Consider the following 24,876-nt stretch of genomic DNA (forward strand, 5'->3'; position numbering starts at 1 on the left):
CTTTTTTAAGCAATAAGAGTGCGTTATGGGGATAAATTAATTTCAATTTTAGATATTTGCTTTTTTTAATTGAAGAATGGAAGTAAAGCACAAACAGCGCATCGCATTAAGTATTTGTTTTTTTATAAGCGGACTCGCATTTTCTACCTGGGCATCCCGGATTCCTACTGTTAAAGAATTTTTTGATTTAAGTGAAGCCGAGCTTGGTAGCTTGTTGTTGGTACTCCCTGTTGGAAATATTGTAGGGCTTCCCATTTCTGGTTGGTTAGTTTCTAAATTTGATAGTAGAAAACCACTGTTTGCCGGGATTTTTTCCATCGCATTAAGTCTGGTGGCGATTGGTTGGTCTACTAGCATATATGCTTTAATTGCTTCGATATTTTTCTTCGCTTTTTCCCTGCGGATTATGAATATCTCGATGAACACCCAGTCCATCACCTTGCAAAAACATTTTTTGCGTAAAATCATAGGGTCATTCCATGCGGCATGGAGTTGCGGAGGTATTACCGGGGTGGCACTTTCTACTCTCATGGTACGTTTTGGTCTAGGAATGGGACTGCATTTAACTATCGTCGGAATTTTAATTATAATATTAATTGTAACTGGTTTTCCCTTTCTTCTTAGAAATGATAGAACAACCTCTGGCGGTAAACTGAAATTAGGCAAGCCAAATTCTTATATTTTTATCCTAGGGATTTTGGCCTTTTTCGCCTCTATTTGTGAAGGTGGGATGTTCGATTGGAGTGGTGTTTATTTTAGAGATGTAGTGGGCGAGGAAATTTTTACTTTAGGATATCTTATTTTTATGGTGTTTATGGCGCTCTCCAGGTTTTTTTCAGATATAGTGATCGAAAAAATAGGGATGCCTAAAACCTATCTTATAAGTTCGTGCATGGTGGTAATAGGAGTGAGCACAGTAGTGATATTTCCACATTTTTGGCCGGCACTAGCTGGTTTTAGTATTGTAGGAATAGGAGTAGCCGCAGTAATGCCTATGACGATGGGCTTAGCTGGGAAATCCCCAAAATATAGTCCGGGTATGGCGATATCTATAGTTACCACTTATAACGTAACAGGCATGTTATTAGGACCGGCCGTAATTGGATATTTAGCCGAACTTATAGGATTAAAATTTGCATTTTTGTTTTTCTTAATTGCTGGCTTAATGCTTACTCCTATATCCAGGCAGTTTTTTAAAAGACAGAATACTAATATTATAGATTGATAACTTTAATTTAAGTTAAAATAGCTGATATGGTTAAAGGTTTTTCTATCGAAAATTTATTTTAAATCCACTCTGCTTCAATACCTAATTTTTCAAAATCTTCAACAATGTGGTCTTTGGCGTAACATAAGGTTACTTTTTTTAAGTTGGGAAAGTGTTTGGCATCGGTTATACTTTCAATGTCCCAATAGTCTATATCACCGCCAGAAAACGGAATTAAATTCATATAAATATCGTTACCGCCATCTTGGTAAATCTCAGTAAGCTTTGGCGCTAAACGTTTAGGAACCGGAAAATCTTTAAAATATTGAGTAACTTCTTTAATAGGAAAGTGGCCCTCTTCATCTAAATCAATTTCTCTTTTTGTATACCATTTCCCAAATTCGTGTACATCAAATTTAGGAGTCAATAAACCTTGAGTATACATTAACTCTTCAATCACCGAGAGTTTAAACCCAAAATCGGTAAATGTGATGAGTTCTTCATCAGGTTTGTTAATTGCATATTTATCTTTTGGTATACCTTCAGCTCGATCGTAAGGCTTGTAAGTACTAAGTTCTATAGCCTTTACCTTATCTTCTCGTACATCAAACCAAGCACTAATGGTATTTAGAACTAAAGCGCCAGAGGTATCGTCTTTAAAAAGTTTTACGTGTTTTTCTTCGTACTTATGATAATAACCTATAATGTCTTCTTGGTTAAAAAGAAAGGTGCCCGAGAATGTTTGGGACGGACTAAATTTATACACTTCTTGCTCTAATTCAAGACTTAGTGTTTCTATGTTTTTACCATCTTTACTAAAGGCGATAATACCTAAATCATTCCACGTAAAAAGCGTATTGTTTTTGGTTTTAAGTGTACTGTAATTGTTACCAATAATGGCTTGTAAATTTTCTATGGAAATAGGAAATTCAACAGAAATAGTGTTAATTTTAAACGAATCTGGATTTAATTCTAAATGAAGCATAATACAAATGGGTATAGGAATTTATAAAATATTTATCGTTTTCAGAAACAGATCAAAAGATTCTGAAATTTTAGTAATATCACCACCATCGTGATAATAGATCCATATCGAAAAATTACTTTCTGGATCTAAGTACAGGTAATCTCCATTTTCGTGACCAATCACAAAACCTTTGGCTACACGCTTTAATTCAACACAACCAAAAGCTGAATCTATATAAAGTTCGTCTAAATTCTCTCCTTCGATATGGGTATAAAGCTTTAAGCATTCGTAATTCGCGGCTTCACCAACACCGTTCATCGTCCACCGTTTTAATAAATCTTCTTCGCCCATCATATTCCAAGTACGTTTATCATAACGACCGCTAATTTTTATTTTAGTACCCTTAGGGTTTTCTTTAAGAAATTTGAGATACCTGCTTGGTAATTCTTGCTGAAAGGTTTCGCTAAATTCTAATTTCATACGATGTGAATTTTATTAAAAAATTGGTGAATAATTTGATTACAAAATTGAAAACATTTCAATCGAATAGAGTAACCGTTTTCAGTGATTTTAAATTTTAGTACTAATGTTTTCTTTAATACATATTGAAAATCTACAATTAGATTAAAATTCCCCGAATTCAGGGATAATAATAAGGAGACTGAAGAGTTAACTTTGTAAGAAATTAATATTATGGCAGATACTAATAATCCACAAGCAGCTTTTTTAGATTCATTAAAGCGCAATAACGATAAAATAAGAGACGACCGTGCAAATGCTATTGCAGAAGATGCGCAGTTAATGTACAAACGAGAAACCGAAGATCTAGCCTTGTCTTTAAAGCGCTTAAAACGCGAACAAGAAAATATGCTAGATATGAGTCCTACAGATGCGAATAGTTTGGTGTTGGCTTCAGATTTTGATGCTAAAGATTATGTAGCCAAAGACTTAGAAATGGCGGTTAAAATAAGAAACTTAGAAATTAAATTAGAATTGGCCAAAAAACGCTATGCGTATTTATTTGGAGCTAAAATAGAAGAATTATAATTATGGGAGGAGGAAGATTTAGTAACGAAGCTTACGAACAGTTAAGAAATTCTAAAGGATATCAAAATAAATCTCGCGAAGAGATATTTACTGCCAGAAATATAGATCCAGAAATGGATCCGTCAAAAGCCTTAGTGCGTGAATCTAGAGATTCTGAAGAGCACCCAGAATCGGTTTCGATTATTGTAGGTCTAGATGTTACCGGAAGTATGGGATTTGTTCCCGAATTGATTGTTAAAGAGGCGCTGCCAGATCTTATAGGTTCGCTTATGGAAGCCGGGATCGAGCATCCACAAGTCTTATTTATGGGACTGGGAGATTTTGTTTACGATAGTGCTCCTTTGCAAGTAGGTCAATTTGAGTCTTCTGCCGAATTGTTAGACCGCTGGTTAACCCGTGTGTATTTAGAAGGCGGCGGTGGCGGTAACAATCAAGAAGGGTATAATTTGGCGCATTTATTTGCGGCACGCCATACCGCTATAGATTGTTGGGAAAAAAGAAAACAAAAAGGATTTTTATTTACCATTGGTGATGAGCCTGTTTTTAAAGAGCTTCCAGCAGAAATTATTCGTAAATATACGTGTACCAATGAAGCTTCAACCATAAGTACTGAAGCTATTATTAAAGAAGCGCAAGAAAAATATAACGTATATCACATTCATTTAGAACATAATGATTGGTCTAAAAAAGAAACCCGAAAAGGAAATTGGAAAGAATTGCTAGGTGAAAATTTTATAGAATTATCCAATTATAAAAAAGTAGCCAAGCGTATTGCTGAAGTAGTGATTCAAAATCATCAACCTGCTGCATCTTCTGTAGGAAACAACACTTCTTCTAATTCGAATATTGATGTAGAAAATATGCTATAAATGCCGAAGTGTAGTATTGTAATAGATTTAGGTTTTGGCGATGCCGGAAAAGGAATAACGACCGATTTTCTGGCATCGCAACAACCTGAAGAAAGTCTGGTGGTTCGGTTTTCTGGTGGGCATCAGGTAGGGCATACGGTGGCAACAGAAAATCTAGAACATACTTTTAGTAATTTTGGTTCAGGTACGTTTCAGGGTGTTCCTACCTATTATAGCGAGCATACCACACTTTTTCCGCCTGCCATTTTACAGGAAGGAAACTATTTAAAAGCCTACCATCCTAAGTTGTATTTACATCCGTTGGCCATGGTAACCACTGTGTATGATATTGCATATAACCGGGCTTTAGAAAAACAACAAGGCCATGGTTCTTGTGGTTTAGGTTTTGGTGCTACCATAGCTCGCCATCGAGAAGAGGTGTTTTTTTATGCGAACGATTTACAATTTAAATGGGTTATAGAACAGCGATTACAAAGTATTCAAAAATATTATCAAAACAAAATAGCGCAGCAATCTAAAGCCGTTCAAGAATATTATACAAATGAATTAAAGCAATACGAGGAAGCTTTTTTTGTAGAGACTTGTCTTACAATGCATTCTTTTTATACAATTGCAAAATTGGCAGACTTAGCTTCTTCATTTCAGCATTTTATTTTTGAAGGCAGTCAGGGTATTTTGCTAGATACCCAACACGGTTTTTATCCGCATACCACGTGGAGTTACACTTCTTCTAAAAATGCCATTCAGCTTATTGCAAATGAATTGAATGATGCCCAAATCAATATATATTATGTAACGCGCTGTTACCAAACTCGCCACGGCAACGGCCCGATGAGCAATACTCCAGAAGTTACCTTAATTAATAATGAAAATGAAGCTAATGTAACCAACGAGTTTCAAGGGGAATTTCGAACAAAAACGCTTGATCCCAATTTACTTAATTATGCCTTAAGCTGCGATCAAATTCATCATCAAAATTTAGCTATTACCAAAAATTTAATGATTACCTGTTTAGATCAGTTACCTGATTTTTCGGTAGAAAATTTACTTCAAAAAATTCCGATTTCATTTTCAAAAATATATGCTAGTTATGGTCCTAGTAGACAAACCATTAAACTCATAAAATCTACCAATTAAACTGTTTTCCAAGCTAAAACATTTTTTAATTAGAATGTTTATTTTCCAAAATCACCTTTTTCAGGGATAAATTGTAAGCTATTCTACCATAATTTCGTTTTGTAAAAATGAAGTTATGATGAAAAGTATAATTGCGTATAAAGAAGATGTCAATCAGAAGAAGTGGAACGATTTTCAGTTTGAACCTATTCAGATAGAAACACTTCCAACTTTAGAAGATCCTGAAGATTTTAGAAATAGTTTCACCTTTAGAGATTCGCTACTAGAAGCTTTCGAAGAAATTTCAGGTAAAAATGTTTTAAAACTGTTATTTATAACTCCAGATTTTAATTTAAATTCAGCATTTTACGGCATTGCCTACCTAGAAACGAAAGAGATATTTACCGCTGAAATTCAGCAAACTGAAATTTTCACTCAGTGGTACGATGCTGTTCTTGATGAAGATGATGATAAAACAGATGCCAAGTTATTTCATTTTTCCAAAAGCAGTTATAGTTACAGCCCAATAAATGCTAAAAAACACGAACAGCTTTTTGAGCATACAGGAGAATTTATTGTACAAAACATTCCCAATCATTTTATTGCAGAACAATTAGCCAAAGAGAAAGCAGATTTTATAAATCCGTTTATTCATTTAGAAGTCGATTATAACTTTGAAACTATAAAAGCAAATTTTGAAACACTGGTAGCTAAAAATTCATGGAAGATTATTCCTCCAACCGATAATCAACAAATTTATAATGAATTTGAAGCGGAAGCCGGTTTTGTATTTCCACAGCTGCTCAAAGATTTTTTAAGCCTTCATAATGGAGTAGAAAAAACCCGTTTTTTAAATGCTGAATCTATTCTACAAGAATGGAGAGAATGGAAAAACATATATCAAGATTGGACGCAAGAAGAATTGCTAGATACCTATAGTACTAATGAAGGGAAAACTTTGTTGATGTACACCACGCCGTATTGGATTCCCTTTTTCGATTTATACAACGGTAATTTTATAGCCTTAGATTTTGCGCCTACAGAAAAGGGAACGCCCGGACAAGTGATACGTTTTGGTGCCGATCAAGAAATTGGTTATCAGGAAGCAGAAAGTTTAAACGCCTTTTTAGAAGAACTATTAACTTCTGAAGAGTTTGATGAAGACGAGTATTAAACTGTTTAAAGATAAGGCATCATAAAAACAAAATTTTAGTTGCGCAACTTTACCAATGCGGACTTCAATAAAAAACTGCAACCGTGGAAAATAATTTGAATAGCGAAATTCCAAGAGAGACATTTAAAAATGTAATAATCCCCAAAATAAACACTTTTGAGTTAGATACTGCCGCTCTTCAAGCTTTAGTAGAGGTGTTAGAATTATTGCAAGCCCAAGATTCTCGTGTTTATATTGAAACAAAAAATACAGTAGAGTTACAGCCTATCGCTCCTGTATTTTCAAAAGTTTTAGCCCAACAAATATATTATCATCCTGAGGTTTACGCAGATGAAGATCGAGGATTTGAATGGATAGCGACTTGGATCCCTTTGCTAAAAAAAGGTTTTTTTCCAGATGAAGAGAGTGCAGAAAAACTGCTAGAATTTCTTTATTTCGGGTTAGTTTTTTTACAGTCAGAAAAAATTTCAACAGAAAGAAGGAAAAATGTATTTGAAGTCTTATACCTTTTAGTGCATGGTAAATCTGAAGCGTCGTTACCGGTAGCTCGTTTTTTAATGGAACGTGCTTTTGATATTCGAGATTATCAGAGTTCTTCGTTTATTGTTCAGCAGTGTTTAAATTATAAATTACTGGCCAAAAGCTATTTTGCAAAAGATAATAATGAAATTTTACAGGAATATCCATTTCTGATTACCGATGATTTTGTAAATCATTTTTATCAAAATAGTTTTTACTTGTTGGCAAAAAGCTTTCACGAAGTTTTACCGGTAAGTGAAGAAAATACACCTGGCGCTTATGAGTTGCTGAAACCTTGGCTAACAGAAGATTTAGCTGATTTTTATGCCGCGAATGAAGATTTTGCAAAAAGCGCACATCAAGTCTTGCTAGAGCGTTTGTTTTTTGTAGAAGATGAAAGTTTTGATTACCTCAATCTTCGCACTGCAGAAGGATATTACCCAATAATTGCAGCTTTCAACACTAAAGAATGGAATGAAAGAGATGTACTTTTATTTAGCTTGAAGGATAAAAATATTCCTTTAAAACAAACTGAACCCGGTTTTTACAAACTACAAAATTGGCTGTTGGCAAATAACGGTACTAATTTTAACCGCCCTGTTGTAGACAATTATGCAAAAGCAGTTTTTGCTGTAAAAAGTGCTCGAGAATTACCGGTAAAATTAATTTTACTTTGGTTCGAGATGAGCAAATGCTATCACAAAAACTTAGCTAGAAAAGTCTATTTTAATCAGGTATTTGCATGTTTACTTTCAGATTGGAAAGCTAAAAAATTGCCGATCATGAGTCATGAAGGTGAAGCTTTTCAAGTCACCGGAATGTATGTGCTCGACGGTTTATTAGAAAATATTTACTTATTAAAAGATTGGCTTCCGAATTACCAACGTTTAGGTTTTGCAGATCCGTTAAATCAGTTTTTACTCCTTTGTTTTTACGATGTTCGTACAGAATTAAAAGAAAAGATTAACGAAGAAAGTAATGCGGTTTTGTATAACTACTTGCTGACATTAGCTAAAGATGCCAGAGAAACAGAACCTTATTTACGAGAAACCGGTGTAGAGATTTGTGTAGAAATTTTAGCGGAAGTTTACAAAGACACTGAAAATTTTAAGCAAGTAAATGAAATTGCATCCTTAAAAAATATAAATCCTAGCCTAACAGAATACTGCGAAGAGTTTTCAAAATCTCATTATGTAAATACAGAAATTCCGTTAACCGCTAACCTCATACAAAGTTGGTATTTATTTTTAAACGATTATTACTACAGCTTAGGCAAAGAAGCCTTATGGGTAGAAGAAGTATTAAAAACTCAGGGAGCTCGTTTAGCTAAGTATTTTAATGAGAATGAAGAAGGAAGTTTTCCTAGTGAGATACTCTTTAGGTTGAATATGTTTTTAAAAATGTGTAGCAAACATTCAGAATCGTATCCTAAATTAAATGAAATAGGTTTCGCTATTGCTCAGCATATCTACCATTTGTTAAAAGATTTAAAACCAGAAAAATTGTCTAAACAAGTAGTAGAGGTTTTATACAACTACATTATGGGGCACGAGATTAATGCCTACCATAACATGCAATTAGAAAGTGTGATTCTTCCTTTTTACAAATATTATTTTCAAGAAGAAGAAAAAAAAGAAGATGCCGCAGAATTACCAATAGAAACTGCAATAGAAGAACAAACCACTTCACCAACTGCAGAGTCTATAGTACTTTTATCAGAAACGCAATTCAGTAAAGAGGTTTTAGAACATGTAATTTCAGGATTAGAAAACTATAAAACCAACGGAATAGATAGTAGTGTTTATAAAACATTTATAGAACAACACGAGACTGAAATTAAAGCTTTGCTAGAAGAAAATATGGAGCTTAAAATGAAAATGTATCAGGTTTTATATTTATTGATTATCGATTTAGAAGCCGCACCCGACACCAAATATGAAGCTTACGGAGACTTGAGTAGAAACCTTTTTGTGACGCTGGTAAAAGGAAGCACTATGGCTTTAAGCTACGCACAAGGATTAGAAATGATGGCTTCATCTGGTGCCTATCCCGAAAAATTAACCAAAGCTTTATTACAAGTAGTGACCAATTTAAAAGCCTAATTAATGACTACAGAAGAAATTACACCTCAAATACAAAAGCAATTAAACTTTTCGGCTTTGCTTTTAAAAAAACACGCTCACGAAGTAGATCTTGAAAGTTGGTTTGGATTTGATGTACATAACGAGTGGCATGTTAAAGCAGCAAAACGCTTATTGAAGTACTACGGAATACATTCAGGCTTAGATTTACGCGGTAAGTTGTTTGAATATGAAAACGGAATTATAGCTTCCACTACTTTTGAAAAATTAGCAGCCAGTTTACGCCTAGATACCACCAGCAGTTTCGAAGCCAAATATAAATCTTTAGATAATGTTATTCAAGAGCACCAATATACGCTTGCCTGGAAATATAGATTTAGCCTTAAAGATCAGAAGCTTAAAGGCTATGAAATGGCAAAATATGTATTTCTGATGCGTTTGGGCGGCATCTTAAATTACATGGAGTTAGAAGAAATTACCTTACGCTTAACGGAAGCAGAAGCCTTACTTAAAAATACATTTACTAGCTGGGGAGAGTTTCATCGAAACGTATGTATAGGAGATGAGTTTATTAACGGAAGCGGAGAACAAGATAGAAGTTCATTCCCGGGAATACTAACCCTTTGGGAATGTTACCAGCGGATGCACATCACTTATTCAACTTGGTTTAAAGAATGGTAATTATGGAATTGACAAGAGAACAAGTAATCACACATATAGAGCAGGCTGAAGCAGCTTACGCTAACCAACTTAACAGACAATTAGAATCGCATATTGTTGTTATTCAAGAAAATTTTGATGCTTTAGAAGCTCAAGACCAAGCCATATGTATTCGATATTATCGATTATATATGCGTTTTTTAACGCTTTTTGATGAGGTGAAGATAACAACAATGCAAACCTATTTTGAAGCTTTAGAAAATGAAGGTGTATTAGAAGCATCAGATTACGAACTCATCTGTAGTTTTTACAAAATATGTCCGCAAGCAATTTATGAAAAAGCGTTAATGGCTTATTCTTATAACGAAACCTTGCATCTGCATTATGCTTTAAAACTGAAAGAAGAACGACGTTTTACTGAAGCTATTGAAGTACTAGAGTATATACTAGAATGTTATCCGGGAAGTACAGATTGTCGCTTTTTATTATGGGAAATTAAACAAGAATATTTAGATGAATTATGTAATTCTGAAAAAGAAATTGAAGCAACACAGCTTCTTGATTTAGCTTCTGCAACCCACAATAAATCGGTTTTAAAAGGCTTAGAACTAGATCCTCGATTAACACCAGCCGAAAAATACCACGTTCAAATTCAATTAGCTGTTTGGCAAAATAGATCGGTAGAAAATCGTAACCAATGGAGAGCCGAATGGAAACATGTAGAATTAGCAGACCAAACTCGTGATTTATTGGCAGATTATGCCAAAGCATTTATGATGTATGATATGGTAGATGAGGTGCTAAAATTTCCTGAGGCACCTAATTTTCCTGCAGAAAACTATAGCGATTTTGCAGCTTATAGAACTTACATGCTAGCGCTTACTAATGCAGGTTGGCAACGAGCTCAACATCAATATTTATTAATAGGAAAGTCGTTTTATCATTATTCAAAAGACTTGAAGAAAATGGCATATTGCCTACAGCAAGGCTTAGCGCTTCATCCTAAAAATCCGTTATTATTAGAATTGAAAGGGAAGTTTTTCTTCTTTCAAGCAGATTATCAGCAGGCATCAGAAGCGTTTAACGAAGCATTTCAACAAGGCCTTTCTGCTACCGATTATTTACAAACTTCAATGGATGTATATGATCGGGTAAACAATTATAAGGGAATTTTACAAACGGTGAATCAGTTTCATCAACGGCATTTCCCTAATGCAAAAAGTACATGTTTTAGAGGAATAGCTTTAGTTAAATTAGGCTTTTTAGATCATGCTTTTGAAGTTTTTACAGAAGGAATAGAAAATTATCCACAATCGGCATTTCACGCTTGGATGTATTATTGGCGAGCTGTAATTCATAAGCATTATAAAAATTATGATTTGATGCTGAGAGATATTCAGAATGAAGTAAAATTTTACCCGGAAGGGAGTAGCGACTATTGCAACTCGATGAACTTGTGTATGGTTTCGTTTTTTGAAACGGGAGATTACAAAAAATCGCATCAATACGGTGTATATTGTTTTGAACAAGGACAGCTGGATGCAGATCTTCACAATGTATTAAAATGGATTTGCTTTTATAGTTATCTACCAAAACCTGAAGGATTAGAAAAAGCTTCAGAAGCAGATTTAATTGCTAATCCGAAAACCTTTATTCATTATCGTAATAACGGATTAACCTATTGGATGATAGGAAATTATACAGAAGCTATAGATTCTTTATTAATTGCTGTTGAAAAAGATGTAGAAAAAGACTTGTATTATCAATTAGCTTACCTTTGTGCGAGAGAAAGTCCGGATAAAGAATCGGCGGTACGCATATATAGAGATTTAGTAAAAGAAGTTCCGGAAGCTAGAAACTGGGAGATCGATATTTCTTACACCGGTTTATTAGAGCGAACCCAAAATTTTAAAGAAGCAAAAGAGGCATTTCTCAATTTTACAGCCTCGTATCCGTATGAAGTATTTTATAATTTTGCGCAACATAAAAGTATGATTATTCAAACCCTTAGAGAATCGGCAAAAGGGGAAATGAATATAAAAGATTATACCAGATACAGTGCGGTACTTTTAAGTAAAGAAAATCCACTTGAAATATATTTAGAAGAGCATCAACAAATTGCTGAAGATTTTCATAAAGAAGATTTATTTTTATACCATAATTTATTAGCTGGTAGTAAAACAGAAGTAACAGAAGAAAAAACAAAGAAACTAAGAAAAATAAAAGCTGAAATTATACAAAACTACTTTGCTTAACACTTTCGCGAAAGCGAATGAATTCATGAAAATATTAAAAATTTACATTTTAGGTATGCTCTGGCTATTGGCAGGTTATACGCCTGTTTATAGCCAGCAGAAGCTTGAAATTACTTCAATAGATTCACTTTCGGCAGTATATCGAAGCAACTTGAACAGCCAGCCTAAAATTGCAAAGCAAGCAGCTTTAGCTTGGTTAGAGGCGGCAAAAAATTCAAATGATCAATTACAGCAAGCGCAGGCGCATTATGCATTGGCTAATTTAGGGAATAGCGCCGGCGATTATCAAAGTACGGTTGCCAATATCCAAGAAACTATTAAAATTTTAAAAGCGCTAAATCAAAAAGACGGCTTATCGGCGAGCTATAACTTATTGGCGCTGGGCTATAAAAATATGGCGGAATATCCAAAAGCAATGGATAATTTTCTGAACTGTTTAAAGTTTGCCGAAAAAGAAAACAACAAAGAGCAACAAGCCAATGCTTACCAAAATATTGCCACCTTATATATTCTACAGGAAGATTATAAAAAGGCAGCTGAAAATTTAGACAGAGCAGCAGATCTTTTTCGAGAATTAAAAGATGATGATGGCGTGCTTACTACTTTATTCAATTTTGCAAATATTCTAAAAGAACAAGGTAAATTTAATGAAGCAAGGAAACACTACCAAACGGTACTAAAATACAGAAAACGCGAAGGAAATAAATCGGTGATAGCTTATGTGAATATGAATCTTTCACAAATGTTGCTGGAAGAAAAAAAGTATCCTGAGGCACTTATCGCTTTAAAGAAAACATTAGGTCTTTTGCAGGCGCTTCAATTTAAATCAGATATCGCGGTTGTTTATAATGATTTAGGACTTTGCGAAAGTAAATTAGGAAATAGTCAAAAAGCCATATTTTATTTTGAAAAAGCTTTAAAAATAGGAGAGGAGCAAGCACTTTTAAAGTATAATTCAGAAATTTATAGTAACATTTCGCAGCTATATAACAACCAAAAAAATTATAAAAAAGCGTTAGCATTTTATCAAAAAGCGGTAAAAACAGAAGAACAGCATAATAGCCTGAACAAAGAAAAATATGTCGCTAAACTTCAGGAGCGTTACGAAACTCAATTGAAGGAAACCCGCATTAAATTGCTGGAAAAAGATCAAAAATTAAGCGATGCCGAATTGCAAAAGGCAGCCTTAACTTTAAAACGGCAGCGTGTGGTAAGAAATGCTTTTATAGCCGGTTTTGTATTGGTTTTAATTACATTAATTGTACTGCGCCTATTTTATATCCAGCGGCTACGTGTTCAAAAACAATTGAGTTCTCAGAAAGAAGAAAATGCCAGACAGCGCATTAATCAAATGATGCAAGAGCACAAGCTTTCTGTAATAAAACGCTATCAGGAAGGGCAAGAAGAAGAGCGTTCTAGATTGGCGCGAGATATTCATGACGGTATTGGTAGCGATCTGGCAGGAATTAAAATTGCCTTTGAGCATTACTTGGAGGGAGCTGGCTTACAACCTAACGCAAAACGTTTATTAGGAGCGATTAACAATGTGTGTATTGATGTACGTACACTATCTCACCAGTTACATCCATTACCTTTTTCTAAAATTGGTTTTAGTAGTTTTTTAAATGAATTTATTAATCAGGTAACACAAAAAAATGAATTAAAAATTCAAACTTTTTTGTTTCCGGAGGAAGAGATAGATGAACTACCGGACGAACTTTTAGCAGATACGTATCGTATTGTGCAAGAGTTAATCAACAATATTTTAAAACACGCCAAAGCAACACAAGCAGAATTACAGCTTACTAAACACGAAGATCACCTAAATATTGTTATTAACGATAATGGCAAAGGTTTTCAGAAAGCCAAAAAACAAGGAATAGGACTTCGCAATATTAAAGAGCGACTGCAAAAAATGCAAGGAACTTTAGATATCGACAGCGGCTCAAAAAACGGTACTTCAATAACAATCGACATCCCTCTAAACTAAATATTTTGAAAAGAATAAACATCATAATAGCAGACGATCATTTAATGTTTTTAGAAGGCATCAATACCATTTTACAGGATATGCCCGAAATTGATGAAATACATTTAGCTACTGAAGGAAAGCAGGTATTACGCTTGCTAAATCAATTTGAAATCGATTTGATTATTAGCGATATTAGTATGCCAAAGATGGATGGGATCGAGTTGCTAAAAGAAATTAAAAAGAAGCACGCAGAGGTGAAAATTATTATGCTGAGTATGCTCGACAATCACCGTACCGTACACAAAGTAATTCAAAAAGGTGCCAATGGTTTTGTGCCCAAATTTACCAGCAAAGAAGAGTTGCAAAAAGCGGTGAGAACCGTTTTAGAAGGCGAACAATACTTTTCAGAAGTGATTAAACAACGTTATATTGAAAGTGTTTTTGAACGTAAGAAGTACAAAAACATCGAGCTTTCTCCCAGAGAAAAAGAGGTGTTGAAGCTTTTAGGAGAAGAATTTACTTCTAAAGAAATTTCTGAAAAACTGTTTATTTCGGTGAATACCGTAGAAACACATCGTAAAAATATTTTGCTAAAAACAGGTTCTAAAACTACTACTGGAGCCGTGAAATTTGCGATTGAATCGGGATTATTTGATGACTAAATAAGCTAGAAAACAAAAAAACCTGATATTGAATCAAGTTTTTTTGTTTTGAATAGAATCTTAAAAGCCGGTAGAAAACGGAAGTTTTTCTTTTGTATTCTCCCAATATTCTTCAAAAAAGTCTACATTAGCAATGGGTTCAACTTCGGTACGGATAATCTTTTGGGTTTCAAGATTAAAATATTGAAAAATAACCGCGGTTATTGGCGCCATTGAACGTTTAATAATAGTATCGTCAGTTTCAGATTTATCACTTAAAAATTGAATCCAGACGGCATCTTCAAAAGTATCTGCATTTACAAAAACCTTACTTGCCGTATGCATTTGGTATTGATGATCGAGAGGTTTTAAATAGTTGTTTGTTTCATCTTCAATAAATTTTTCAATTAATTTATAATCTTCTGCTTTAGTGTTGAGTGTGAAATAATTCAGTTTCCAATTTTCTTTTTCTTCTGAAGTGGTTTTGGCTTGCAAAATAGCCGATGAATACTGAGGTGTTTGTATATTGAAGTTAAAATAGTTAGCACATAATAAATTACTTTTATTAGTGTTCATGGTAGTTATTAGTGTAGAAAGTGTTTCTTTAAGCTGATCAGGTTTTGGAATGCTTTCAAATTGAATTTGCGCATCATAATAGTCAAAATCTATAATTATACCGTTATTTTTTAAAGGAACAATCATGCTTTGTTTAATACGGTAATCTTTTTCAAATTCTTCATATTGTTCTTGAATAGAAAGTTCCTGAAAACTTCCCTGTGATAAAGAATCTTGCTCTTTCATCACTTTAGCGTCAAAATGTAAACCGAACCGAATCTCTGGAATTTGTTCATCAAAAATTTCAACAGTAAACATATTGGGATTCATATTGCCTTCATTCCAAAACCGGTTAAGGTTGCTAAAACCCAATTTTTGATCGGTATGTTTTTCAAGATATTGAGTTAATGTTTTTGCGGCTTTTTCTTTACTCATTCCCCCAAATAATCTGGCACACGAGCTAAAACAAGCTATAACAATAGGTATTAGAATTACGATATATACTATATTTTTCATGAGCTATTTATATGAATAAACTAATTTAAATAATAAGCAAAATAAAAACTCACGGAATTCCGTGAGTTTTTATTTTCATTAAAACAGGGCAGTTTTTTTTCAGTAATAGCCAATACTTTTGAAGTATAAATTTCAATAAAAAACACCATGGGATTACAAGAAAAAAAAACAGCAAAAGCAATTGAAGATCAGTATTTAGCAGATTATCAAAAAGAAATCAACGAGATTGTAGGGAAAGAATTGCCTATAAACATTAACTGGGATACGTTTGAACTAGATTTCATGAAGTTTGTACCTAGCGTTTGTTTACAACGTCTTACCGATGCTTTTAAAGAAGTTTGTGCAGATGATATGGGCAAAGAAGCTGTACAAGAAAGCATTAATACGGTAGAGGTTTATTGCATCGCTAATGAAGGCGCAGAAGATAAAAAAGAATTAAAAATAACAGATGGTGTATTTTCGCTTACCGCTTGTTGGGGTGGCCACCACAGTGGTTATTTCTCTGATTTGGTGATTCGTGAATTTTTAGAAAATAATTTATAATCACTACTTTTAGTACCTTATAAAAAAACGGAAAGCTGATTAAGCTTTCTGTTTTTTTTGCATTTTATTTGATAGTTCAATAATTGAAAAAGGAACTAAATTGTGAAACAAAAAAAACGCCTTTATGAAAATCATAAGACGTTTTTATGCTTCAATAAGCCATTAATTCACTGTTACTTTATTAATGACAACTCCTTTTAAATTTGCAGAAAAATAGCCGTTTTGTTGATAACCATTATTCTCGGTAAACGATTGATTATAGCTTTGTGCAATAGATTTTTCAAAATTGAGGGTTATATTAGGTGTATCTTCATTTTTAAAGAAAATTTTTATAACTCCAGACCAATCGCTAGGGTGGTTGGCAATCCATTCTAAAAATACTTGGTCTGGCTCGTTATTATTACAACCAGAAGCGTAGACATCTATTCTTTTTTCAGATTCATTATTTAAATCGTAAGCAGTAGAAATACTATAATCAAATTGCTGTAAGGTATATTTCTTTTGTGTGGTTTCATCTTTGTTTAAAATGAATTCTATGCGATCTATAACAGTATTAGGTACCATAATATTTAAATTTTATAAGTTTTTTTCGATTTCGTTTTGAAGTTGAATTTTATTGAAAACACTTTTCCAGCCTTTTTCAAGATTGAAGCTAATAGTTATTGTACGTTCGTTAAGTGATACGGTGTTTTCTTCAGAAAAATTAAAATTAATCACATCAATACTTTCTGAAAAAGCTTCTTTTGCCAGGTTATTTTCAGCAAGCGTACTTATAGTTTCTTTTATGAAAGCAATTGCTTTTTTAGCGTAGAATTTTTCGGTGTCTGTTGGGTTTTCTCCTGCATCAAATTTGATTTTCACTTCTTTACCTAAAGATTCTTGAAGTGCTAAAACGGCAATCTTGATCTCTTTTTTTAATTGAAGCTGTGTTGGAACGTCTTTAGAATCTGGCTTAAACGGTATTTTACCATCAGATAGCAGGTGCACGTAATCTTTTACGTTTTGTAACATAATACACGATATGCTATGAAAACTTACATACTGTAAATCGGCCTCGTTATCGTACCAATTTCCTATTAAAACCATCCCTTTATCGGCATCGTAGTTTATAAAATAACCAGAAATAGTGCCATCTGTATTGCTAAAGCTAATTTTTGGCATATTTGGGTTCTCTCGTTTACGTTCGTTGTCTGCAACTTCCTGAAGTATTTTTAACACCTCACTCGTTTCTATAACTGGTAATTGTAACATTGTTTTAAAGTCCATCGTGTATCGTATTTGTGTACTACAAATTTGGACTTTCAGCGTTGAGTTTGTATACCGGTATTCCGTGAAATTTAAAATTCATTCTTGGGGATTTTTGACTAAACCCACTTCTTAAAAAAATCATAAACCCTGAAAATGGGGAGTATTTAGTTTCAGAAAATCAGTTTTTTTGAAGTCTAGTTGAAATTGAAAAAATAACAGCAGTTTTGTATTAGCGTAAAGTATGGTTTTCCTACTGCAATCACTCTTTAACCTGAGTTAATAAAGTTTTAAACACCAAAGATAGAAAAGCAATAAAATGAAAATCGCCCCAAATTTTAATTATTATATTTTATTACTAAGCGTAATAGGTCTTTTAAATGCTTGCGACACTTCTAAAAGCTTGTCTGAACATAAAACAGAAGCTTCTAAAACCGTGATCGATACTATGGAATTCGATAAAACGTCTCGTTTTTCTTATGGTATTGCGCGGGTAGAAAAAGATAGTAGCAGTTTTTTTATCTTCAAAAATGGGCAACCTGCATTTCAAAAATTACTGCAAGAATTCCATCCGCTAGATAGCGTAGTTCCTGTTAATGGCGGAATGGTACGATCCTATAAAAATGAAGAAAAAATAATGCGAATCGTGCAGCTTGAAAATGGAAAATATGGAATGCTGAATCACGCAGCAGAATGGAAGTTAAAACCAGAATACGATAAAATTGAATTTGTATATAATCGCTATGTGAAAATCGAAAAAGACGGAAAAATGACGTATGCCGATTCTTGGGGTAAGTTATTGGTTCCCCTAAAATACGATACGGTTCAGATCATCTCTCCCCGCTATTTTGATGTAAAAAAAAACGATAAATGGGGTATTTATGATGCTGAAAACGATAAAATAGTTATTCCTTTTGAATATGACAAGTTTGATTATTGTAGCGGTTGTGGGCAAAAGCCAGATTATTTTTATGCTGAAAAAAATGGAAAATGGGGCGTTATTGATCTCAAGAATGAAGTTTTGGTTCCTTTTAACTACGAACACGTACACTCCAATATGCGAAGTGACGAATGGGTTGCCGCATTTAGAAAAGAAGGAAAAAACGTAATTATAAATATTCCGCAGCAAAAAGAATTTGGAGCCCCCGAGTATGATAAATTTCAGATTGAAAACGGACACTTAATAGCCGCAAAAACCATAGATAATCAGCGTTATTATGGCGTGATTAATCGAAAAGGTAAAGAGGTAGTTCCTTTTAACTATTCAGAAATTTACAGTCCGTATTCAAGTTTTCAATCGGGGCCTTATTTATCAATAAAAAAAGATGAAAAATTGGGAATTATTGATACGTTGGGAAATATCATTATTCCGCCAAATTATACTAAGGGTTTACGAGTGCGAGACGATTATTTTATAACCCAAAAAAATGAAAAAGTTGGTTTACTTAATCTAAAAAATGAAGAATTATTGCCGAACGAATATGATTGGATTGATAGTGATAAAATCACCATTAGCGAGAATAAAACAGCTTCAATCTTTAGAGTAAAAAAGAACGATAAATACGGTTTTTATTTTCCAAAAACCGCTCAACTGATGAATCCTGAGTACGAGCATATCGAATTTTTTAGCGATCGACAGCGCAATACGTATGGTGCTCGTCCAGTAGGATTAATAAGTTTAGAAAAAGACGGGATCGATAAGTTGTACAACATCAAGACTCGTAAAATAATTCCGGGAGATTATGCCGCATTTGAACTTCAACCGCAGCATAAAGTAATTTTAATGAAAGAAAATTATGGAGACCAAGGCCTTTATGATTTAAAAGAAAACAAGTTAATTCTACCCATAAAATATAAATCTATACAAGTTTTTAAGGATCAACCTAAGCTCATAAAAGTGGTAAAAAAAGTAGGTAATTACCAAACCCAATCGGGTCTTTTTGATGATACGGGTAAAGAAATTCTACCTATAAAGTATGCCGATATTAAACAAATTGATCCGTCAAAATTTTTATTGCACGAAAAAGATAGCTTGTATTATATGTTTTCGGCTAAAAAGCGTAAAAAAGAAAAGCTTCCTTTTTCAAAAGTCAGTGTAAATGATAGCACTTCCTTATTAACTGTTCGAAAAAATGAAAAATTCTATTTGTACGATTCTAAACGAAAAAAGCTTTTGTTAGAAGACGGGTATTCAAATATTCACCAATTCAGAAACGGAAATTATATCGTAATTCAAAAAGACAGCACCAATCAATTAAAATTTGGGTATGCTAATAAAGACGGAAAAATTATTGTTCCGGTAACATACGATATCAGACGTACAGCATACTTGCCTAGTCTTGAAAACAAGCGGTATTTATTTTTGAAGAAAAAAGACAAAGCTACGGGAAATATGCTACAAGGCTTTGCGACTTTTGAAGGAAAAGTTGTAGTTCCGCCACGTTTTGATAAAGTATATCCCGATGGAAACGGAAATGGTTTTTTTACCATGAAGAATAATCACTACGGCGTTATTACGGCTGATGGAAAAGAATTATTAAAACCGCTATATATTATCGGGATTGACGGTCCTTTTAATAGTCGCACACTAGAAATGAATTTTCACTTTCCGGTCCCTTTTCAAGAAAATAATAGTTGGAAATACATGACGAAAGACGGAAAAATTTTACCCATAAAAGCGAATGATTTAATTCTGTTTCAATAGAAATCACTTTATTTTTTAAAAAATATAATGCGACGTATAGCTTTATTACATCTAATTTTAGCGATATTTTTCAGTCCATTAATTTGGGCTCAGCATACCGCTTCATTCGTAAAAGAAGCGAAAATTAACTACCAAAAAATTACTGAAAATCTTGCTAATTATAGTAATAAGACTGTACCGTTATTAGAAAATTCGGCTGAAGGCGCTACTATAACCGGGTATTATCAACATTCTCATTTAAAAATGATGAGCGCTAGTTGGTTTAGCGAAACCGGTAAAAAATCTACTGAATTTTATATTGAACAAGGCAAACTTTTCTTTGTTTTAGAAAAGACTTACACCTACAACCGCCCTATTTATTGGGATGCTACGAAAGCAAAGAATAATGGTGATGATGAAGTTTTTGATCTTAAAAAATCGAAAATCACTGAAAACAGGGTGTATTTTAAGGATAGTAAAATTGTACTTTGGCTGAATGAAAATCAACATAAAGTTGAAGTGAGCAAACAAGTTTTTGCCGCTAAAGAAAAAGAACTTACGACACAAAATTCTCGCTTACAAAAACGATTAAAAAAACAAAAAAATGCTGATTAAACAATTAAAAAATATCTTATTCTTTTCGCTGTTTTGCTATAGTAGCCTTAGTAACGCTCAAGATGAAGATTTTGTAGGTACTTACACGCATAGTGAGATGGAGCTTGCCGAGCAAATTCATATTTTAGATTCTTATCGGTTTTCTTGGCAACAGGTTTATGGAGCGAGAAATATCGATTTAAGGGGGAAATGGGTAGTAAAAGAAGATACGTTAGTAATAACGCTAGATCCGCTCCCTAATGATAAAAATCCCGGTCCGTTAGAAGCTGTATTAACATCCTCCGGAAATTTAAGTTTAATAAAATTTGCCGGTAAAAGTGCTCCAAAGGAAATAATCTATCGGCGTGCTACACGAAATTTATCGGAAGAAATGGCGAAAGAATTAGCGAAACCTATAGATTATTCAAAAGTTATTGCTGCGCAAAAAGATCAGTTAAAAAGACAGCAAGAAAAAGAACAAAAGCTGATGCAAAAAATCATCAAACAGCGTAAAGAATATGGTAAATACAACGGTTTTTTTAAAAACGATGATCCTGATTTTCCTGTAATGTTAGGATTAAATGCTAAAAGAAAACAATTTATACTTTCAAAACCAGCTACTGAAAAAGGTGCGGTAAATTATTTTCAGGGAACATTTACGGTGAAAAACGATACCGCTTATGCAACTACAAGTGCAGCTCATGATGAAATTAAACTTTACGGATCAAGTTCTGAAACTATTGCTGATGATGAACTCGTAATTTATTTTAGAAAACTCGACTTGAAAAATCTTCAAGTAAAAAGTGGTGAAAATTTTGAGGAAGCTAATTTTATTTCTTCAAAAAAATTCAAAACTGAAAATGATAGCGTTCAATATGTACAGCTACAAAAAGGAGATCGTCTTTGGGTGCGTATAGGTAAAAAAGAAGCCCATATTTATAGTTTTTCGCTTCAAGATTCAAATTACAATCAACTTTTACTTCAACCAAATTACGCACACGTAGAAACCTGGGTAGAAAAACCGATTTATATTACCGATGAAGATGAAATTAATTCACTTTACGACGGTAAAATTACTTTAAAGCTTAGCACGCCAGAACGTGTACATCCTCCATTAGGTATGATGCCGTCTACTCCCAGGTTTAATGGGAATAGGTACTTTTCTATAGATCGAGAACAGCTTTTTAAGCTTCAGAAAGACTAAAATATTTTAAAAAAGTATATTGAAGGTACTTATTTTCAATAAAAAAAGTTAACATCTTTTTAAACAAGATACTTTTTATCATTCTATTTTGTAATGCTGCATTTTTGTCGGCCCAACACCAGTTGAATGCTATTCAGCTTAATCTGCCCAAAACTGTACATTGGGAATCTAAACCGGCACGTTTTAAACAAGATTCTACGCAACGCATTCAGGCTTGGTTTAAAAAAGATAAGCAAGGAGAAAAAGCTATAGCCATAATTATTTACAGCCAAGATAAAAATATAATGAGTACCGATTTTAAAGGTACTCAACAAGCTGCGATTAATGATTTAAAATATGGTGAAAAAGTAAGTTTGATTACCGAAAAGCAACTTGAAAACAAGTACCCATTCGCGCTTTATAGAGTCATTTTAAAAAAGAAAGAAAAAGGTAAACCCGGTTCTTATTTAATGGCTATACTAGAAACTGAAAATAGCATTCATACCATCTTTGCACGGCAAAAAGATATAGAATTATCGAATCAATTTATAGAAACTTGGAGCACTATATTAGAACATCCTAGTATTCAAATGGCAAAAAATGAAGCACTAACAAAAACTCAAATTACTTTACATAGCTCTGAAAAAAATGCGCTACAAAATGAAGTCGTGCAAAAGCAATTACTAAAACGCATTCAAGGTAGATTTGGTAATCATTTTTTAATAAAACCTAAAAAATTTTCACCTAAAGAAGGGAAAATAATTCTTGAACTTATCGGAAATTATACTCCCGATTCAATAAGAGAAAATTTAACTAAAGCTAATTCGTTTCAATTGCTTCCGCTATACAGAGGTAAAAAATATGCTTCTTTTCAGAAAAAAGTCACAAAATTGTTAGCTGCTGAAGGTAAAGAAATTCAGGCTAAAACAGATTCGAGATTAGCCTATTTTGCGCGTTTACCCAAAGAAAGCAATTTGTTAACCGAAATTCAGCAATTGGTAGCCAAACAAAACTTTGCTAAAGGTATTAAGTTGCAAACCGGGCCGGAAATGGGGAGTAATGCAATCTTACTCTATTTGATAGATAGCCGAAAAGAAGTTGTAGATCAGACCCATATTCTTAAAGTAGCCGCTACTTTTAATTATAGGCAATATCCAAGTGTTCAAATAACATTTGACCGACAAGGTACAGAAAATATTGCACGATGGACGCAGAACAACGCACCACAATATTTAGCATTTTCGATTAATGATAAAATTTGGAGCGCTCCGTTTGTTAACCAAACTATACCCGGCGGCCGGCTTGAAATTACAGGTGGTTTTACGGTAGCAGATACCGAAAAAATAAAAGATTTACTCAATGATACTTACCCCATTCCTATTCGGGTAGAAGAAGTTAGGGTGATTAAGAATTAATTATAAACAATTTCAACATTCCTCTACCACCAATTCTGAAATTCTTAGTGCAGAATTATTTTCATCTAATTCATAAGTTCCTTTCCCGGAAACCGGGATGCTTGTTACGTAATTCATTCCGCTTATAGGTGGTTCTTCTAGATTTACATCAAAGGAGAATTTGGCATTTTTAAACTGAAAAGTTTTGTTCATTTCATCGAATTTAACCTCTTCCGCAGCCAGCTTTACCTGCCAAATACTTGGTGCATAATTCCCCAGCTCTTTTTCTACTAACAATGTAGACCAGCAGCTGTGCATATTGCATATTAAATCAGCTAACTCTTTTTTCATTTTAATAGTAATCGGCACTAAAAAGAAAGGAAAGCTTTTTGTGGCTGAACTCTTTTTTGAGTTTCGTGTAATTGGGCGTTAATAAATTTTGATAGGTTTTAGAAGGTATATTATTACCACTAAATTTAGAAATATAATATTTCACTTCTTTTAGTTTTAGTTTATGAAAGTAGTCAGGAATGTCATTTTCAAACGTACACCCATTAATTCCTAGATATTGTAGATTTTCGAGATCGGCAATCCATTTAGGAAAATTGACAAAATGAATACCTTCCAAATAGAGTATTTCCAAATTTGAAAACTCTGTAAAGTTTACCGATTATAAAAAGTTCATAAATACTATCCTGCGGAAAATTACTTTTTTCTTGTAGCTGTTTGTAGTAAGATTCTATATTTTTCAGGCTAAATTTCATGGTAATTCTATTTTTAGCTTTTACTAAGTTTATGCTTAGTTAGAAAGTTTATACGTATTCATTTTTTTAAGAATAACCGGCGTAAACAAAGCGAACCGTGCATTAAATTCTTCTTGTGAGCTTGCAGTATTTAAGTTGTTTACCATGATTACCCAAGTATGCATTATTTCGTCTTCTGGATTTTCGTGTTCAGTTTCTATGGCAATAGCTTTGGCTAAATCTAAATGATCGTCTAACTCATAAAAACCCGTTGGTTTAACCAGTTTAAAAACTTCTTCCAGTTTAGGTTGGGTAGCGAGTAATTCGCTAGGTTGAATTTCGGATGAATCTGAATTTAAGCTTTCAAATACATCGACCATTAAATTTTGTACGTCATCATTTATACTTTTATCTAAAATTTGCATGATTTATTTATATTTTGAATTATACATTTTTTGATTTACCAATACGTGCCGACTAAAAAAGTCATTCTTATAAAAGCAACCACACTTTCTGAAGTAAGCTGTAACGGCGTTTGCAAATCGGTAACTTCTTCATCATCTATAAATACCAGAAATAATCCGTCTTTAAATGCAATGAGTACATTATCGATGGCTTCTTGTTCGTTTGCTAAATTTTTATTGGCTAGCTCCCCAAAATCTACTTTACCGCTTTGGGCTTGATTTTGAATTTCTGACGGACTTAAAAAACCAATCACATTCACTTCTAAACGTTTTTTATTAAACGCTTCTACCTGATTTTTTACACAACCAATAAGTAAGTCTTCTAAGGTTTGTGGGGTTTCTGCTAAGGTGAACGGTATTTTTTTTACCTTTTTTTTACCTAATCTTTTTAATTGTAAAGTGAGTTGCATAGTAAACGTAACTTTTGCGTTAGCGATTGTCGTGAAAA

Annotated in this window: 24 protein-coding genes; 15 read left to right on the plus strand and 9 right to left on the minus strand. The window is 33.4% G+C overall.

The annotated features are described in order from the left end of the window. The first annotated feature begins 76 nt into the window (after positions 1-76). Positions 77-1,225: an MFS transporter gene (locus PBT91_RS06905; RefSeq protein ID WP_270061045.1), complete on the plus strand. Its 1,149-nt coding sequence runs from the start codon at positions 77-79 to the stop codon at positions 1,223-1,225. 61 nt (positions 1,226-1,286) lie between these two features. Here the strand turns inward: PBT91_RS06905 and PBT91_RS06910 are convergent, their stop codons facing one another. After that, positions 1,287-2,192 carry a DUF6892 domain-containing protein gene (locus PBT91_RS06910; RefSeq protein WP_270061046.1) on the minus strand — a complete coding sequence of 302 codons (906 nt, stop codon included), beginning with the start codon at positions 2,190-2,192 and terminating at the stop codon, positions 1,287-1,289. Positions 2,193-2,213: 21 nt separating this feature from the next. Next, on the minus strand, positions 2,214-2,654 hold the full coding sequence (locus PBT91_RS06915; RefSeq protein WP_270061047.1) for an SMI1/KNR4 family protein: 441 nt from the start codon (positions 2,652-2,654) through the stop codon (positions 2,214-2,216). A 213-nt stretch (positions 2,655-2,867) separates the two neighbouring features. Between PBT91_RS06915 and PBT91_RS06920 the strand changes: the two genes are divergently transcribed. The 9 genes from PBT91_RS06920 (at position 2,868) to PBT91_RS06960 (ending at position 14,529) form a co-directional block, all read left to right on the plus strand. After that, on the plus strand, positions 2,868-3,221 hold the full coding sequence (locus tag PBT91_RS06920; RefSeq protein ID WP_270061048.1) for a hypothetical protein: 354 nt from the start codon (positions 2,868-2,870) through the stop codon (positions 3,219-3,221). A gap of 2 nt (positions 3,222-3,223) precedes the next feature. Continuing rightward, positions 3,224-4,090, plus strand: coding sequence for a hypothetical protein (locus PBT91_RS06925; RefSeq protein WP_270061049.1), 867 nt, complete (start codon positions 3,224-3,226; stop codon positions 4,088-4,090). Beyond that, entirely contained in the window at positions 4,091-5,227 is a 1,137-nt protein-coding gene (locus tag PBT91_RS06930; RefSeq protein WP_270061050.1) for an adenylosuccinate synthetase, read from the plus strand. Between the two features lie 115 nt (positions 5,228-5,342). Continuing rightward, positions 5,343-6,380 (plus strand): SMI1/KNR4 family protein, encoded by a 1,038-nt coding sequence (locus tag PBT91_RS06935; RefSeq protein ID WP_270061051.1) that lies wholly within the window; start codon positions 5,343-5,345, stop codon positions 6,378-6,380. An 83-nt stretch (positions 6,381-6,463) separates the two neighbouring features. Continuing rightward, positions 6,464-9,001, plus strand: a complete 2,538-nt coding sequence (locus PBT91_RS06940) for a hypothetical protein (protein ID WP_270061052.1) — start codon at positions 6,464-6,466, stop codon at positions 8,999-9,001. Between the two features lie 3 nt (positions 9,002-9,004). Further along, positions 9,005-9,661, plus strand: coding sequence for a DUF1266 domain-containing protein (locus tag PBT91_RS06945; RefSeq protein WP_270061053.1), 657 nt, complete (start codon positions 9,005-9,007; stop codon positions 9,659-9,661). 2 nt (positions 9,662-9,663) lie between these two features. Further along, positions 9,664-11,895, plus strand: a complete 2,232-nt coding sequence (locus PBT91_RS06950; RefSeq protein WP_270061054.1) for a tetratricopeptide repeat protein — start codon at positions 9,664-9,666, stop codon at positions 11,893-11,895. Between the two features lie 25 nt (positions 11,896-11,920). Continuing rightward, a complete protein-coding gene (locus tag PBT91_RS06955) occupies positions 11,921-13,885 on the plus strand; it encodes a tetratricopeptide repeat-containing sensor histidine kinase (RefSeq protein ID WP_270061055.1) in 1,965 nt (654 codons plus the stop codon). A gap of 5 nt (positions 13,886-13,890) precedes the next feature. Further along, the gene (locus PBT91_RS06960; protein WP_270061056.1) at positions 13,891-14,529 is read left to right on the plus strand and encodes a response regulator transcription factor; all 639 of its coding nucleotides are present in this window, start codon (positions 13,891-13,893) and stop codon (positions 14,527-14,529) included. A 60-nt stretch (positions 14,530-14,589) separates the two neighbouring features. Here PBT91_RS06960 and PBT91_RS06965 read toward each other — a convergent pair whose 3' ends face one another. Further along, complete coding sequence (locus tag PBT91_RS06965; protein WP_270061057.1) at positions 14,590-15,579, minus strand: hypothetical protein; 990 nt, start codon at positions 15,577-15,579, stop codon at positions 14,590-14,592. A 147-nt stretch (positions 15,580-15,726) separates the two neighbouring features. Here PBT91_RS06965 and PBT91_RS06970 point away from each other — a divergent pair, with 147 nt between their 5' ends. Beyond that, positions 15,727-16,122 (plus strand): hypothetical protein, encoded by a 396-nt coding sequence (locus tag PBT91_RS06970; protein ID WP_219038854.1) that lies wholly within the window; start codon positions 15,727-15,729, stop codon positions 16,120-16,122. 162 nt (positions 16,123-16,284) lie between these two features. Here the strand turns inward: PBT91_RS06970 and tssD are convergent, their stop codons facing one another. Beyond that, on the minus strand, positions 16,285-16,686 hold the full coding sequence (gene tssD, locus PBT91_RS06975; RefSeq protein WP_270061058.1) for a type VI secretion system tube protein TssD: 402 nt from the start codon (positions 16,684-16,686) through the stop codon (positions 16,285-16,287). Between the two features lie 12 nt (positions 16,687-16,698). Continuing rightward, complete coding sequence (locus PBT91_RS06980; RefSeq protein WP_270061059.1) at positions 16,699-17,373, minus strand: hypothetical protein; 675 nt, start codon at positions 17,371-17,373, stop codon at positions 16,699-16,701. 313 nt (positions 17,374-17,686) lie between these two features. On the opposite strand from PBT91_RS06980, the gene PBT91_RS06985 reads away from it, so the two are divergent. From PBT91_RS06985 to PBT91_RS07000, 4 genes are all read left to right on the plus strand, one after another. Continuing rightward, positions 17,687-20,071: a WG repeat-containing protein gene (locus PBT91_RS06985; protein WP_270061060.1), complete on the plus strand. Its 2,385-nt coding sequence runs from the start codon at positions 17,687-17,689 to the stop codon at positions 20,069-20,071. 27 nt (positions 20,072-20,098) lie between these two features. Continuing rightward, the gene (locus PBT91_RS06990) at positions 20,099-20,665 is read left to right on the plus strand and encodes a hypothetical protein (protein WP_270061061.1); all 567 of its coding nucleotides are present in this window, start codon (positions 20,099-20,101) and stop codon (positions 20,663-20,665) included. Beyond that, a complete protein-coding gene (locus tag PBT91_RS06995; protein ID WP_270061062.1) occupies positions 20,655-21,848 on the plus strand; it encodes a hypothetical protein in 1,194 nt (397 codons plus the stop codon). The genes PBT91_RS06990 and PBT91_RS06995 overlap by 11 nt, the downstream gene beginning before the upstream one ends. A gap of 122 nt (positions 21,849-21,970) precedes the next feature. Next, complete coding sequence (locus PBT91_RS07000; protein WP_270061063.1) at positions 21,971-23,242, plus strand: SecDF P1 head subdomain-containing protein; 1,272 nt, start codon at positions 21,971-21,973, stop codon at positions 23,240-23,242. Between the two features lie 12 nt (positions 23,243-23,254). Here PBT91_RS07000 and PBT91_RS07005 read toward each other — a convergent pair whose 3' ends face one another. From PBT91_RS07005 to PBT91_RS07020, 4 genes are all read right to left on the minus strand, one after another. After that, positions 23,255-23,572, minus strand: a complete 318-nt coding sequence (locus PBT91_RS07005) for a hypothetical protein (RefSeq protein WP_270061064.1) — start codon at positions 23,570-23,572, stop codon at positions 23,255-23,257. A gap of 1 nt (position 23,573) precedes the next feature. Next, positions 23,574-23,864 (minus strand): hypothetical protein, encoded by a 291-nt coding sequence (locus tag PBT91_RS07010; protein WP_270061065.1) that lies wholly within the window; start codon positions 23,862-23,864, stop codon positions 23,574-23,576. Positions 23,865-24,020: 156 nt separating this feature from the next. Next, entirely contained in the window at positions 24,021-24,389 is a 369-nt protein-coding gene (locus PBT91_RS07015) for a hypothetical protein (RefSeq protein ID WP_270061066.1), read from the minus strand. A 35-nt stretch (positions 24,390-24,424) separates the two neighbouring features. Then, positions 24,425-24,838, minus strand: coding sequence for a hypothetical protein (locus tag PBT91_RS07020; RefSeq protein WP_270061067.1), 414 nt, complete (start codon positions 24,836-24,838; stop codon positions 24,425-24,427). Between the last annotated feature and the right edge of the window lie 38 nt (positions 24,839-24,876).

Origin of the sequence: Zunongwangia sp. HGR-M22, from assembly GCF_027594425.1 — a bacterium.
GTDB lineage: Bacteria > Bacteroidota > Bacteroidia > Flavobacteriales > Flavobacteriaceae > Zunongwangia.

Excerpts from the sequence above, each read along its gene's own strand:
- PBT91_RS06905 (WP_270061045.1), top strand. The coding sequence starts at position 77 with ATGGAAGTAAAGCACAAACAGCGCATCGCATTAAGTATTTGTTTTTTT.
- PBT91_RS06910 (WP_270061046.1), bottom strand. The coding sequence starts at position 2,192 with ATGCTTCATTTAGAATTAAATCCAGATTCGTTTAAAATTAACACTATT.
- PBT91_RS06915 (WP_270061047.1), bottom strand. The coding sequence starts at position 2,654 with ATGAAATTAGAATTTAGCGAAACCTTTCAGCAAGAATTACCAAGCAGG.
- PBT91_RS06920 (WP_270061048.1), top strand. The coding sequence starts at position 2,868 with ATGGCAGATACTAATAATCCACAAGCAGCTTTTTTAGATTCATTAAAG.
- PBT91_RS06925 (WP_270061049.1), top strand. The coding sequence starts at position 3,224 with ATGGGAGGAGGAAGATTTAGTAACGAAGCTTACGAACAGTTAAGAAAT.
- PBT91_RS06930 (WP_270061050.1), top strand. The coding sequence starts at position 4,091 with ATGCCGAAGTGTAGTATTGTAATAGATTTAGGTTTTGGCGATGCCGGA.
- PBT91_RS06935 (WP_270061051.1), top strand. The coding sequence starts at position 5,343 with ATGATGAAAAGTATAATTGCGTATAAAGAAGATGTCAATCAGAAGAAG.
- PBT91_RS06945 (WP_270061053.1), top strand. The coding sequence starts at position 9,005 with ATGACTACAGAAGAAATTACACCTCAAATACAAAAGCAATTAAACTTT.
- PBT91_RS06950 (WP_270061054.1), top strand. The coding sequence starts at position 9,664 with ATGGAATTGACAAGAGAACAAGTAATCACACATATAGAGCAGGCTGAA.
- PBT91_RS06955 (WP_270061055.1), top strand. The coding sequence starts at position 11,921 with ATGAAAATATTAAAAATTTACATTTTAGGTATGCTCTGGCTATTGGCA.
- PBT91_RS06965 (WP_270061057.1), bottom strand. The coding sequence starts at position 15,579 with ATGAAAAATATAGTATATATCGTAATTCTAATACCTATTGTTATAGCT.
- PBT91_RS06970 (WP_219038854.1), top strand. The coding sequence starts at position 15,727 with ATGGGATTACAAGAAAAAAAAACAGCAAAAGCAATTGAAGATCAGTAT.
- tssD (WP_270061058.1), bottom strand. The coding sequence starts at position 16,686 with ATGGTACCTAATACTGTTATAGATCGCATAGAATTCATTTTAAACAAA.
- PBT91_RS06980 (WP_270061059.1), bottom strand. The coding sequence starts at position 17,373 with ATGTTACAATTACCAGTTATAGAAACGAGTGAGGTGTTAAAAATACTT.
- PBT91_RS06985 (WP_270061060.1), top strand. The coding sequence starts at position 17,687 with ATGAAAATCGCCCCAAATTTTAATTATTATATTTTATTACTAAGCGTA.
- PBT91_RS06990 (WP_270061061.1), top strand. The coding sequence starts at position 20,099 with ATGCGACGTATAGCTTTATTACATCTAATTTTAGCGATATTTTTCAGT.
- PBT91_RS06995 (WP_270061062.1), top strand. The coding sequence starts at position 20,655 with ATGCTGATTAAACAATTAAAAAATATCTTATTCTTTTCGCTGTTTTGC.
- PBT91_RS07005 (WP_270061064.1), bottom strand. The coding sequence starts at position 23,572 with ATGAAAAAAGAGTTAGCTGATTTAATATGCAATATGCACAGCTGCTGG.
- PBT91_RS07015 (WP_270061066.1), bottom strand. The coding sequence starts at position 24,389 with ATGCAAATTTTAGATAAAAGTATAAATGATGACGTACAAAATTTAATG.
- PBT91_RS07020 (WP_270061067.1), bottom strand. The coding sequence starts at position 24,838 with ATGCAACTCACTTTACAATTAAAAAGATTAGGTAAAAAAAAGGTAAAA.